At 70.9% G+C, this 13,334-nt stretch carries 9 protein-coding genes; 4 read left to right on the top strand and 5 right to left on the bottom strand.

Going from position 1 to position 13,334, the window contains the following annotated elements:
• Window positions 1-18: 18 nt before the first annotated feature.
• On the bottom strand, window positions 19-1,041 hold the full coding sequence (locus HWD99_RS16390) for an endonuclease/exonuclease/phosphatase family protein (RefSeq protein WP_241797256.1): 1,023 nt from the start codon (window positions 1,039-1,041) through the stop codon (window positions 19-21).
• Between the two features lie 84 nt (window positions 1,042-1,125).
• Between HWD99_RS16390 and HWD99_RS16385 the strand changes: the two genes are divergently transcribed.
• The gene (locus HWD99_RS16385) at window positions 1,126-2,001 is read left to right on the top strand and encodes a PHP domain-containing protein (protein WP_241797255.1); all 876 of its coding nucleotides are present in this window, start codon (window positions 1,126-1,128) and stop codon (window positions 1,999-2,001) included.
• 66 nt (window positions 2,002-2,067) lie between these two features.
• On the opposite strand, the gene HWD99_RS16380 is transcribed toward HWD99_RS16385, so the two are convergent.
• Window positions 2,068-3,582 carry a DEAD/DEAH box helicase gene (locus HWD99_RS16380; RefSeq protein ID WP_241797254.1) on the bottom strand — a complete coding sequence of 505 codons (1,515 nt, stop codon included), beginning with the start codon at window positions 3,580-3,582 and terminating at the stop codon, window positions 2,068-2,070.
• 168 nt (window positions 3,583-3,750) lie between these two features.
• Between HWD99_RS16380 and HWD99_RS16375 the strand changes: the two genes are divergently transcribed.
• Window positions 3,751-4,470, top strand: coding sequence for a ferritin-like fold-containing protein (locus HWD99_RS16375; protein ID WP_241797253.1), 720 nt, complete (start codon window positions 3,751-3,753; stop codon window positions 4,468-4,470).
• A 12-nt stretch (window positions 4,471-4,482) separates the two neighbouring features.
• On the opposite strand, the gene HWD99_RS16370 is transcribed toward HWD99_RS16375, so the two are convergent.
• Together HWD99_RS16370 and HWD99_RS16365 are read right to left on the bottom strand one after the other, a co-directional pair.
• A complete protein-coding gene (locus HWD99_RS16370; protein WP_241797252.1) occupies window positions 4,483-4,770 on the bottom strand; it encodes a hypothetical protein in 288 nt (95 codons plus the stop codon).
• A gap of 7 nt (window positions 4,771-4,777) precedes the next feature.
• On the bottom strand, window positions 4,778-5,002 hold the full coding sequence (locus HWD99_RS16365; protein WP_194764715.1) for a DUF3107 domain-containing protein: 225 nt from the start codon (window positions 5,000-5,002) through the stop codon (window positions 4,778-4,780).
• A 212-nt stretch (window positions 5,003-5,214) separates the two neighbouring features.
• On the opposite strand from HWD99_RS16365, the gene HWD99_RS16360 reads away from it, so the two are divergent.
• Both HWD99_RS16360 and HWD99_RS16355 read left to right on the top strand, forming a co-directional pair.
• Entirely contained in the window at window positions 5,215-8,448 is a 3,234-nt protein-coding gene (locus HWD99_RS16360) for an ATP-dependent DNA helicase (RefSeq protein WP_241797251.1), read from the top strand.
• Between the two features lie 2 nt (window positions 8,449-8,450).
• On the top strand, window positions 8,451-12,002 hold the full coding sequence (locus tag HWD99_RS16355) for a UvrD-helicase domain-containing protein (protein ID WP_374205484.1): 3,552 nt from the start codon (window positions 8,451-8,453) through the stop codon (window positions 12,000-12,002).
• Here the strand turns inward: HWD99_RS16355 and HWD99_RS16350 are convergent.
• Complete coding sequence (locus HWD99_RS16350) at window positions 11,948-13,297, bottom strand: phosphotransferase (RefSeq protein WP_241797249.1); 1,350 nt, start codon at window positions 13,295-13,297, stop codon at window positions 11,948-11,950. The genes HWD99_RS16355 and HWD99_RS16350 overlap by 55 nt on opposite strands.
• Window positions 13,298-13,334 lie beyond the last annotated feature (37 nt).

Here is a 13,334-nt window from a genome sequence, read left to right as displayed (position 1 = left end):
CGCGCGGTGCGCGCGGGGTCAGCCGGCCGGCTCGAGCTGGACGATCAGGCCGCGGTGGTCGCTCCCACCGGCGTCGTCGATCACGACCGAGCCGGTCGGAGTCCAGTTCGGGGATGCCATGACATGGTCGATCGGCGTGCTGAGCAGGGCGGGCAACGAGCTGGGCCAGGTCCCGCTGTATCCGTTGCCTGTCCGCGAGGCGACGTCGCGGCAATAGCCCATGTCGCCGCCTTCGACACCGAGGCCGGCCATGTGATCCACGGTCGCGTTGAAGTCCCCGGCCAGAAGGAAGTCGCCCTCCGGGCACTGATCCGCGATCCAGCGCAGGTCGCTGCTCCACTGCGCCATGTCCTCGACCCGCGGCGCCACGGCGTGCACGGCGACGATCGTCGGGCCCGAGCCGTCGACCGGCATGAGCACGGCGCTGGGCACCGAGCCCGTGTTGTTCGACCCGTCCTCCGATGACTCGATCACCGAGTACTCGCCGAGATCGGGCGAGACGAGGACCGTCGTGTGCCACGATTTCGGTCCATCCACGACATCGGGCTGGAACTGCACATGATGCACCCACATCGGGTGTCCCTGTTCGCGCAGCATCACCGCGATCTCCTCACCGACCGCCTCGGTGGTCTCGGGCAGCGCCACGATGTCGGCGCCCTGATCGAGGATCTGCTGCGCGATCTGCGGCGCGGAGACCTTGTCGCCCGCGGTGTTCCAGCTCAGCACGCGCACGCTGGTGTCTGTCGCGGCGGGCAGCGAGCCGGAACCGAATCCGCGCAGCATCCCGATCACGCCGGTCGCACCGGCGCCGAGCAGTGCGACGATGAGCACCGACGCGGCGAACCCGCGCAGCGGCCGGGCGAACAGCAGCAGCAGCGCGAGCAGCGCGACCACGAGGAAGGCCGCGAGGACGACGCCACGAGCCGCGACGATCTGCGCGAACGGGTAGGTCTGCTCCAGGTGGAAGAACTGCGGCCACACGACGATCGCCGTGGCGATCGCGAGCAGCACGGTGAAGAGAATCCCCAGAAGTCGAAGCATCCCGTCCAGCCTAGAAGCCCTCGCTGTGAAGACCCTGCCTCGGCGCGCGCCCCCGGGGCGTCCGGGCGTGGGTACTCTCGGAGGATGGCCGTCGCTCGATCCCACCCCTTCGCTGGACCCTCCGACCTGCACCTGCATTCCAACCACTCGGACGGCACGGAGACGCCGGCTGAGGTCGTGCGCCAGGCTCACGCACACGGGGTCCGCACCCTCGCGCTCACCGACCACGACCGGACCACGGGATGGGAGGAGGCCGCGCGCCAGACCACCGCGCTCGGCATGACCTTCATCCCGGGGATGGAGCTCTCGGCCAAGCACGAGTGGCGCAGCGTTCACGTGCTGGGGTACCTCTTCGACCCGCTCGACGACGCGCTGCGCGCCGAGACGGAGCGGATCCGCGGCGACCGCATAGGCCGGGCGGAGCGGATCGTGCGCAACATCGGCCGCGACTACGACCTCGTCTGGGACGACGTGGTCGCACAGACCACCCTGGACGCGACGGTCGGTCGACCTCACATCGCCGACGCCCTCGTGGCGCGCGGCATCGTCCGCGATCGCACGGAGGCGTTCGACGGCATCCTCCATCCGCGCGAGGGGTACTACGAGCCGCACTACGCGCCCGACCCCCTCACCGCCGTGCGGCTCATCGCCGATGCCGGGGGAGTGGCGATCATCGCGCACCCGGTGACCGCGGGGCGTGATCGGATGATGCCGGTGCCGTTCATCGAGAGACTCATCGCGGCGGGACTCGGTGGATTCGAGATCGACCATCGTGAGAACACCGAAGCCGGCAAGCGAGCGCTGCACGCTCTGGCCGCCGAGCACGACCTGATCGTCACGGGGTCGAGCGACTACCACGGGGCCGGCAAGCCCAATCTCCCGGGAGAGAACACCACGGCGGACGAGATGGTCGCGCGACTGATCGACCGGGCGACGGGGTCCGCACCCGCCTACGCCTGACCGGACGCGGAAGGGGCGGATGCCGCCGCAGCAGCATCCGCCCCTTCTCGGAGTTCGTGGTGGGTGTCAGGCTCCGGTGACCGGCGCTGCTCCCGTCGCACCCGAGCCGCCACGGCGACGACGGCGGCGGCGTGCAGGAGCCGGCTTGCCGTCGTGGTGCTCCTTGCCCGCGCCGTCATGCGTTCCGGCGCCCTCCGCGCTGCGGTCGGCGGCGGGGGCCGAGGAGTCGGAGGTCGAGGTCTCGGTCGTCCCCTCGGCGAAGGTCGATCCGACCTGCTCCGAGCCCCCGCGACGGCGACGACGGCGACGGGTGCCGCCCTCGCCGGTGCCCTCGGCGGCCACGTCGGCGGCGCGCTCCGGTCGCGGTGCGCGTGCCGGCTTCTCGGCCTTGGGTGCGCTCACGAGCCGACCCTTGGTGCCGGCGGGGATGTCGAGGTCCTCGTACAGGTGGGGGCTCGACGAGTACGTCTCGACGGGCTCGGGCTGACCGAACTCGAGAGCGCGGTTGATGAGGGCCCACTTGTGCAGGTCCTCCCAGTCGACGAACGTGACGGCGATGCCGGTCTTGCCCGCACGGCCGGTGCGGCCAGCACGGTGCAGGTACGTCTTGTCCTCATCGGGGATCGTGTGGTTGATCACGTGGGTCACGTCGTCGACGTCGATGCCGCGGGCGGCGACGTCGGTCGCGACCAGCACGTCCTTCTTGCCCGCCTTGAACGCGGCCATCGAACGCTCGCGCTGATCCTGGCCCATGTCGCCGTGCACGCCGCCGACGTTGAAGCCGCGGTCGCCGAGCTCGTCGACGAGGCGCTGCGCCGCACGCTTGGTGCGGGTGAAGATCACGGTCTTGCCACGGCCCTCGGCCTGCAGGATGCGCGCGATGACCTCGTCCTTGTCGAGCGAGTGCGCACGGTAGACGAGGTGCTTGATGTTCGCCTGCGTGAGGCCCTCATCGGGGTCGCTCGCACGGATGTGGATGGGGTTCGACATGAAGCGCCGCGCGAGCGCGACGATCGGACCGGGCATGGTCGCCGAGAAGAGCTGCGTGTGCCGCACGGCGGGGACCTTCTGGAAGATCTTCTCGATGTCGGCGAGGAAGCCGAGGTCGAGCATCTTGTCGGCCTCGTCGAGGACGACCTCGGTCGCGTTCGAGAGGTCGAGCAGACGCTGGCCCGCGAGGTCGATCAGACGGCCGGGGGTTCCGACGACGATCTGCGCGCCGGCCTTGAGCTGGTCGATCTGACCCTCGTAGGCCTTGCCGCCGTAGATCGCGACGACGCTGGTCGAGCGGTTGCTGGTGAGCAGATCGATGTCCTCGTACACCTGCACCGCGAGCTCGCGGGTGGGGACGACGATCAGCGCCTTGACGCCGTGCTCGGGGTTCAGCCCGAGGCGCTGCACGACGGGGATGCCGAAGCCGAAGGTCTTACCGGTTCCGGTCTTGGCCTGGCCGATGATGTCCTGGCCGGGGAGGCCGAGGGGGATGGTCTGCTCCTGAATGGGGAACGCGTCGACGATGCCCTTGGAGGCGAGTGCGTCGACGATGTCCTGATCGATTCCGAGATCAGCGAAGGTTGTCAATGTTCAGATGCCTGTCCGGCGACCTTCGATGATCGCCCTGTTTCACGGATCCACGCCGTCTCATGTGCCACAGGCGCGGGCCCCGCTCCGACGGCGGGGACACCGACAGCCTACCCGAGCGCGTCGCGAACGCCGGGAAGTGCTCGCCGTCCCGGGTAGTGTGAACCCGTGGTCAACTGGTTCTGGAAGCGGAGGACGCCGCGGCGCACACTGGCGCTGCGCAGTCGTGGCGAGCAGGGCACCGCGACGCGCGTGGACTTCGCCGAGCTCGCCCCCGAACTCACTCGCTTCCTCGGGCAGGCGGCCTACCTGCAGCTCGGCTACTTCGAGACGCTCACGCGGCTGATCCGCGCGACACCGGAGCTCTCCGAGAAGGAGTCGTTGTCGCGCGCGGCGGGTGCGGCCCTCACCAAGCACCGCGCGATCGTCGAGCTGATCGCCGAGCGCGGCGACGATCCGACCCAGCTCATGCTCCCGTTCCGGGAGAACCTCGACGCCTTCCGTCGCAAGACGATCGGTGCGCGGCCCCGCGAGACCCTTCTCGCCGTCTACATCACGGCGGGGATGCTCGACGACTTCTACTTCGCGCTCGCCTCGAGCTACGGAGACACGGGCGAGAAGGTCGCCGCGATCCTCAGCGAGGACGACGCGCGCCACGAGATCGTCGCGATCATCCAGGAGACCATCGACGGCGACGGCGACGGCGAATGGCGCTCGCTTCTCTCGATGTGGGCCCGTCGACTCGTCGGCGACACGATCCTCGTCTGCCGTTCGGCACTGCGCCAGCCCGAGCTGGCCGCCATGAGCGAGGATCGCGTCGAGCTCGTGTACACGGAGCTCATGGGCGCGCACGCCCGTCGTATGGATGCGATGGGCCTCGCCTCCTGAGAGGCGGCGTACTCAGATCCCGAGCGCTGCCCGGGCGGCGGCGTCGGACCGGCGCCGGAGGACGACGATGGCCACGGTGGCCGCCGCGGCGATGACGACGGATCCGAGGATGCTCGTCAGCCACAGCCACACGCTGTCCTCGCCCACGCCGAGCCACTGCAGCCCGGTGTAGAGGACCGCGGCCGCCGCGGTCGCGATGGCCGGGGTCACCGCCACTCCGCGGAGCTCGCGACCGCCGATCGCGAAGTGGACGGCGATGCCGAGCGCGCACGCGCCGATGAGCGCGAGGAGGATGTACATGGTCGGGTCAGGCGAAGAAACCGACTCGACGCGACTCTTCGGTGCCGAGCTCGATGTAGGCCAGGTTCGCGGTGGGGACGACGTAGGAGTTGCCCTTCACATCGGCGAAGTTCAGGTGCGAGGTGTTCTGCTCGAGCGCGGTGGAGACCTGGGTGCGGACCTCGTCCGCCGTCGCGGCGGTCTCGAAGCTGAGCTCGCGGCCGGTGTTGATGATGCCGATGCGGATTTCCACGCGTACTCCTGTGTGTTTGTCCCGTAGACGGTGCAGTGCTCGGTCGGCCAAGACCGGCGACCGATGCGCCCAACTCTACCCCGGGCGCACAGGGAGGGATCGGGGCGGAGGCTCGGTTTCGCCCTGAGCGCACAGAGCGGGGGAGGCGACGGGTGACGGCCGGCCGGGGCCCGGAACCGGCGATGTCGGTCCGTCGCAGTAGCGTGGAGGGTATGACGCAGGACGCCGCCCAGAGAGCCGTGATCGGGGCCGACGTCTCGGCATCCGGGGTCATCATCGGCGGGCCGGGAACGGGGAAGACGCGCACGCTCACCGAGCGCGTGGTGCACCTGCTCGACGTCGCAGGCCTTCGGCCCGAAGAGGTCCTCGTGCTGACCCCGAGTCGTCAGGCGGCGACGGCGCTGCGTGACCGCATCGGAGTGCGGACCGCTCAGGCGACGCCGGGGCCGCTGGCGCGATCGCTCGGGTCCTTCGCCTTCCAGGTCGTTCGCGGCGCGATGGTGCGAGACGGCGAGGAACCACCTGCTCTGCTCACCGGAGCCGATCAGGACCGCCTCATCGCCGACCTGCTCGAGGGCGATGCCGAAGACGGCGTGATCTCCTGGCCCGACGCGCTGAGCCCTGCGGTGCGCGCGTCCAAGGGATTCCGCTCCGAGCTCCGCGCGTTCATCGCGGAATGCGCCGAGCTCGGCGTGCACCCCGACGAGCTGCGGGCCGCGGGGGATCCGGCGTGGTCGGCCGTGGCGGACTTCCTGGTGGAGTACCGGTCGGTCCTCGACCAGGCGCGCGCCGCGCACCGCGACGCCGCCGATCTGCTCACCGAAGCACGGGAGGTGCTGCGCACCGCAGACGACGCCGCGCTCGGAGTCCTCTCCGATCTGAAGGCCGTGCTGCTCGACGACGCGCAGGAGCTGACCAGGGGCGGGATCGCGGTGGTCAGGGCGCTCCGCGACCGCGGCGTCGCGGTGCTCGCGTTCGGCGACCCCGACATCTCCTCCGGCGCCTTCCGCGGAGCGAGCCCCGAGCTGTTCTCGCAGCTCGCCGCCGCGCTCGGCGAGGTCCACGTCCTCGACGAGCCGCATCGTCAGTCGCCGGCGCTCACCGCGCTCACCCGCACCGTCACACAGGCCATCGGGGCATCCGGCCGGGTCGACCACCGTCGGGCTCCGGTCGTGCTCGATGCGGACGACGTCGACGCGAACGTCGGGACCTTCATCGCGCCGTCGCCGTATGAGGAGCTCGACCGCATCGCAGGCGTCATGCGCGAGTGGCATCTCTCCGATCAGGTGCCGTGGGACCGCATGGCCGTCATCGCGCATGACACCCGTCAGGTGTCGCAGCTCGAGGCGGAGCTGGCCGCGAGGGAGATCCCCACACGTGCCGCCGGTGTGCAGCGACCGCTCGGCAGCGAATCCGTCGTGCGAGACATCGTGGGCATCGTCCGGCTGGGCCTGACGCCCGCCGACGAGCGCGAATCCTCTGACTGGGAGGAGGCGCTGCGCACTCCCTTCGGCGGCATGGACGCGATCGGCCTTCGACGGCTGCGTGCGCGGCTGCGGCACATCGAACTCGAGCACGGCGGATCCACCCCGGCCAGGGAGCTCCTGCGTCAGGCACTCACCGCCCCTGACCATTTCACCCTCATCGACGCGCAGGAGTCTCGCACGGCCGCACGCTTCGCCGAGACGGTCGCCGCCGTGGCGCGCGCCGCCGATGCGGGGGAGACGATCCACGATCTCCTGTGGCGGGTGTGGGACGCGTCTCGCGCCGTCGACGGTCGCCGGCTGCAGGTCGCCTGGCGAGAGATGTCGCTCCAGGCGAGCGGCGCCGAGACGGCGAGGGCGCTGGATGCTCTCGTGTCGCTGTTCGGTGCGGCCAAGAGGTTCGTCGAGCGCACGCCGAACGAGCGGCCCGAGGTGTTCGTCCGCGATGTCCTCGACAGCGAGGTGCCCGAGGACTCGCTGTCGAGTCCCGACCGGCCGGCGCGGGTGACACTGCTCACCCCCGCGACGGCGCTCGGCACCGAGTTCGACGCCGTCGTGGTGGCCGGGGTGCAGGACGGAGTCTGGCCGAACGTCCGCCTGCGCGGAGGGATGCTCCAGACCTGGCGTCTCGCCGATGCCGTGCTGGCCCGTCGCACCGGCGTGCCCGAAGAGCCGCCGGCTGCGCTCGATCGACGACGCGCCGCGTTGCACGACGAGCTGCGGCTGTTCGTCCGCGCGATCTCCCGTGCCCGGCGACGGCTGCTCATCACCGCGGTCGACGACGACGACATGACCCCGAGCCCGTTCTTCTCCTTCCTCCCGCCCCCGGACCCGCCCGAGCATCACGCCTCCGCGGACCATCCGCTCACGCTGCGGGGGCTCGTCGCCCGACACCGCCGAGTGCTCACGACGTCGTCGTCGCAGGCCGCGCGTGCGCACGCCGCCGCGCAGCTCGCGGTGCTGGCGCACGAAGGCGTTCCGGGCGCCGACCCGGACGACTGGTACGGCGTGACCCCGCCCTCGACGGATGCCGCCCTGCGCGACCTCGCGACCGAGGGGGCGCGGGTGTCTCCGTCGAAGATGGAGTCGTTCGAGGAGTGCGGCCTCAACTGGGCGGTGTCCGCGTTGGGCGGCGACACGGTGATGCCGCCGACGGCGGGCATCGGGACGATCGTCCACGAGGCGATGGAGAGGGTCCCCGACGGCGATCTCGAGCGGATGCGGGCGGTCGTCGCCGAGCACTGGCCCGAGCTGGACTTCGAGACCGAGTGGATCGGTCGCAAGGAGCGACGCCGCGCAGACACCTTCATCGATCGACTGCACACGTATCTCGGCGACGTGCGCCGCGACGGCGGACGTGAGCTCGCGAGCGAGGTGGAGTTCCGGTTCGCCGTCGACGTCTCCGATGCCGAGACCGCCGGCGAAGACCGCGTGCGCCCGGTCGGCGACGACACCGCGAACCAGGCCGTCATCCACGGGTTCATCGACCGAGTCGAGCTGTATCCGCCCGGCGCGGGCGATCACCCGCATGCCCGGGGACAGCGGTGGCAGCCGATCGGCGGGGGCGATGCCGCAGCGGCCCAGAGGGAGCGTGTCGTCGTGGTCGATCTCAAGACCGGCAGGACCGATCCGGAATCGGACTCCGGCGTCGTCGAACACGCGCAGCTCGCCGCGTATCAGGTGGCGGTGCAGCAGGGGCTCGTGCAAGGCGCGTCGGCCGACGCTCTCGCGGGCGCACGCCTCGTGATCGTGTCGAAGACCCTCGCGAAGAGCGACTATCGGGTCGCGCACCAGCACACTCTCGACCACGATTCGCGGGAGGCGTTCCTCCGACGAGTGGGCGAGGCGGCGCGGGGCATGTCGGCGTCCAGCTTCACGGCGCAGGTCGAGTCGCACTGCGCCGACACTCAGCGGCGGGTGAATCCGTGCCGTATCCACACGGTCCCGGCGGTGAGCGCATGACCATGTCCGAGACGACGGCGAGTGCGCTCGACCCGGCGGCGCCCGCACGGTGGCCGGGGACCCTCGGCATCTCGGCGACGGACGTCGCCGCCGCCCTCGGGCAGCCCTCGCCGACTCCCGCGCAGCAGCGTGTGATCGAGGCGCCGCCCGCGCCCGCACTGGTCGTGGCCGGAGCGGGCAGCGGCAAGACCGAGACGATGTCCGGGCGGGTGGTGTGGCTGGTGGCCAACGGCCATGTGCGACGCGACGAGATCCTCGGACTGACCTTCACCCGCAAGGCCGCAGGGGAGCTGGCCGAACGCATCGGCGCTCGCCTGGCTGTCATCGACGAGTACGGTCGTCGCGGTCTGCTCCCGTTCCTGCCCGAGATCGTGGCATCCGGCGTGCTGGGGCGGGTCGACGCCGCCGCTGCCGGACGGCAGCGCGAGGTCGTGCGCCGGCAGGTGCTCGACGAACTCGCGGAGCACTACTCCACCGGGTGGGATCCGGCGACCCCACGCGCGGCCGAGGACCTGATGATCCGGCCACGGGTCTCGACGTACAACGCGTTCGCCGACGGCATCGTACGCGAGCATGCCGCGCGCATCGGGCGCGATTCCGACGTGGCGATGCTCAGCCAGGCGGCATCCTGGATGCTGGCGCGCGAGGTCGTGCTGCGCTCGGATCTTCCCGAGCTCGAGGAGATCGACTTCGCGCTGGGTACCGTGATCGATGCGGTGCAGCGTCTGGCGGGTGACGTGCTCGATCACCGCGTCGACCTCGACCGTGCGGTGGGTATCGCGCGCGACCAGGCTGCGGCCTTCGAGTCGTATCGGGGCAACGGCGATGTCGACAAGGCCGCAGGCAACCTGCTCGGTCTGGGCACGCTGGCGCAGCTCGTGCGCGAGTACATCGCCGAGAAGGGCCGACGCGGAGTGCTCGATTTCGCGGACCAGGTCGGCGGCGCCTTCGACATCGTCGAATCCGCTCCGGACGTCCGGACGGACCTGCGCGAGCAGCACAGGGTCGTCCTCCTCGACGAGTACCAGGACACCTCCGTCATCCAGACGAAGTTCCTCGCGGAGCTCTTCCGCGATTCGGCGGTCATGGCGGTCGGCGACCCGCACCAGTCGATCTACGGCTGGCGGGGAGCGAGCGCCGACAACCTGTACGCGTTCTCCGGAGCCTTCGCATCTGCCGGCGAGGGCGCGCAGACCTACAGCCTCATGACGAGCTGGCGCAACGACACCGGCATCCTCGACGTCGCGAATCGCATCCTCGTACCCCTCCAGCGCCCCGGACTCGACGTGCCTCCGCTCGAACCCCGACCCGGGGCGGCGGAGGGCGCGGTCGAGGTGCGCTTCCCCTTCACCGTCGATGCGGAGGCCGACGAGGTCGCGACCTGGTTCGCTGAGCGCCGGGCGGCCCACGACTCGGCGTCGGCAGGGCGACCGCACACCGGAGCGATCCTGTTCCGCTCGAAGAAGCACATGCAGACGTTCGCGGCAGCCCTCGCGGCTCAGGGCATTCCCCATCGCATCCTCGGGCTCGGCGGACTCCTCGCCACTCCGGAGGTCGTCGACGTCGTGTCGACCTTGCGGGCCGTCCACGACCCCACCGCAGGGTCGGCGTTGATCCGTCTGCTCACGGGGCCCCGGTTCGCGGTGGGGGTCGCAGACATGGCAGCGCTGTACGACCTCGGCCGCACGCTCTCCGAACGAGACACGGGCATGGTGCCGCTGCCCGAAGAGGTGCGCGTACGACTGCGGTCATCGCGCGGAGCCGACGAGGCCGTCTCCATCATCGACGCTGTCGACGTCGTGAGAGCGGTGCGGGACGACTATCGCCTCATCGCGGACATCACGCCCGAGGGAAGATCGCGCATCCGCGCGGCGGGGGAGATGCTCGAGCGGCTGCGCCGAGCCTCGTCGCAGCCGATTCCCGAGCTGGTCCGTCTCATCGAGCTCGAGCTCAGGCTCGACATCGAGCTCGCGGCGAACGAGACCCGCGGCCCTGCCCGTGTCGCCGCCACCCAGTTGAGGGCGTTCTCCGACGAGGTCCGCGCGTTCCTGGCAGCCGACGACCGCGGCACCATCGCGAGTCTTCTCGCCTGGCTCGACAAGGCCGAGAGCACCGACGAGCTGATGCCGAGGCCCGAACCTCCCGAGCCGGGCGTCGTGCAGCTGCTCACCATCCACGGGTCCAAGGGTCTCGAATGGGACGCCGTCGCCGTCGTCCGCCTGGTCTCCGATGAACTGCCCAGCCGCGTGTCCGACACGTCGGGGTGGTTCGGATTCGGCGTCGTGCCGTTCGCGCTTCGCGGTGACCGGGATGCCCTCCCGCGCTTCGAGTGGGATCCCGCCGCGGCGATCGGCGACGAAGCCGATCCCAAGAAGCGTCAGGCGCTCGCGCAGTCCTCGCTCTCCGGCGGCATCTCGAAGGCCAATCCGCAGGGCGGCGCGCTCCGTCGGTTCAAGGACGCCTACCGCGCTTATCAGCAGCAGGAGGAGCGTCGGCTGGCCTATGTCGCCGTGACCCGTGCGCGCACCGACCTTCTGCTCACGGGGGCGCACTGGGCGGGACAGAAGTCACCCCGAGTGCCGAGTCCCTATCTGGTCGAGGCGATCGAGGTCCGCGGACTGGAGGAGATCGGTGAGGTCGACCCCGATGAGAACCCGTATGAGGGTCCGGGATCGACGCTGACGTGGCCGCTCGACCCGCTCGGCGGGCGCCGCGGTGTCGTGGAGGCCGCGGCGCAGGCCGTGCGCGAGGCGGCGGCGGAAGACCCCGTGGCGACGCCGGAACTCGCACGGCTGCTCGCCGAGCGGGCCGCGCGTCTGCGGGGTGTCGATGCTCCGCCGCCGACCAGGGTCCCCGCATCGCGGTTCAAGGACTACGTCACCGATTTCAGCGGCACTCTGTCTTCGATCGTGCGCCCCATGCCGGAGAGGCCCTACCGGCAGACCCGCCTGGGCACGCTGTTCCACGCCTGGGTGGAGCGGCGCAGCGAGCTGGTGGGCGTCGGCGCACGTGTCGACGAGGCGCTTTGGGAGCTCGATGAGGAGGACGCGTCCTGGGGAGAGGCAGGCGCGGACGTGTCCGCCGCGGACGCCGCGGACCTGTCGACTCTGCAGGCCGTGTTCGAGCGCAGCGAATGGGGAGGGCTGCAGCCCATCGCGGTCGAGATCGAGATCGACTTCGCGCTCGGCAGCGGGATCGTGCGCGAGCATCCGACCGAGATCGCCGACGTGCCCGACGCGCCGGGTGCGTCCGAGGCCGGCAACATCGTCATCTGCAAGCTCGACGCCGTCTACCGTCGAGCGGACCGCGGGGGGCGCATCGAGATCGTCGACTGGAAGACCGGCAAGGCTCCACGCACCCCGCAGGAGCGCGAGGAGCGGATGCTGCAGCTGGCGCTCTATCGGCTCGCCTACCACCGGCGGTTCGGGGTCCCGCTCGAGGAGATCGACGTGGCGCTCTACTACGTCGCCGACGACCTGATCATCCGTGGTGACAGGGTCTACTCGGAACTCGAGCTCTTCCAGCGCTGGAGCGCCGCGCGGGCTGCCCGCTGAGCCTCGTCCTCCGGCGAGCTCGACGCGGTGTCGTCATCGGACTCCGTCCGTCTCGCCGCTGTGCGCGCCGCCGAGGACGAGGCGACCCGTGACTCGTCGTCGCTCTCGCCGTACTCCGCATCGCCGAGCGAGTCGCGCACGCCCGACAGATCCTCCGTCTCCAGCGCCCCGGCCTGAGCGCGCCGTGCCGCCTCGGTCGCAGCGGTGATGTCTCCGGTCGCGTCATCGTCCGACGCGTGCCAGAGGTCTTCCGGGTTGTACGCGTCGGTCTGCATCGACGTGTCGACTCCGGACACCGCGCTGGCCGGAACCCGGTCGAGGGCGTCCATCGCCGAATCCACGCCGGCAGCGCGCGACGCGATGACCGAGAGGTCGTCGGAGTGCAGTCCGTCGGCGAGCGCCTCAAGCAGGGCGGCGGCGTCGTCGACGATGTCGGTCCGGCGCAGGGAATCGCCGTGCACGAGCCAGCGCGCGAACTCCAGCTCTGCGAGCAGGCGCGCCCGGATCTCGAGCGCAGGGTCGGAGGCGCGATCGATCGATCGCGCGTACGCGGAGTGCACATCGGCCGCGGCATCCGGCGCGGTGGACAACCAGGACAGGTCGATCGCGGGATCTCCGACAGACAGGGAGTGCCAGCCCAGGACCCCGGTGACCTCCGGGCCTCGGTCGGACTCGTCCGCGAAGACGAACGACGAGGCCTGCGCGCCCCCGAGGACCACGGTCGACTCGAAGCGCCACAGCTCGTCGTCGTCCACCGCTTCACGCCAGCGGACGGTGAGGCGGGCGGGAACGCGACCCGTCGCTGCGGCCGTGTCGATCAGGCGGGCCAGTTCGTCGCGGCTCTCCTGTGCGGAGCGTGCGAGGAGCCCGGCGCTGCGGACCACCGAGGTGGGCAGCGCATGGACGGCCGCGATCGCCGCTCCCATCGATTCCGCCGCCCCGCGGCCGGCCGGGACGAGCGCCGCGTCGATCTGGAACCCGGGAAGGAGCTCGGTGACCAGAGCCGGTGCGTCTCCCAGGCGGGTCTCGCCGACATACCCGGGTGCGCGGAACGGCAGCATCGCACGGGCGCCGGCGGTGAGGGCGCGCAGCGCGATGGCCTCGGCGGCCAGCTCACGCGCCGACTCCTCGTCTTCCGCGACGCGGATGGCGAGTTCGCGGCCGTCCGCCAGCGTGGCGACGGCGGAGTCGAATCGGCCGTCCGCGGCAGACGACAGGGCGCGGGCGCCCGTGACCTCCGCTCCGGGCAGTGCGGCCGTCACTGCCGCGGCTAGAGTGAAAGGAGAGCGTCCCATCCCCTTAGGGTAGGTCGGCTCGGGGGCGGTCCCGCCT

The sequence above is a fragment of the Microbacterium sp. C5A9 genome, from assembly GCF_022627955.1.
Lineage (GTDB): Bacteria > Actinomycetota > Actinomycetes > Actinomycetales > Microbacteriaceae > Microbacterium.
The sequence above is the reverse complement of the archived record's forward strand: the minus strand, read 5'-3'. Positions and strand labels throughout refer to the sequence as shown.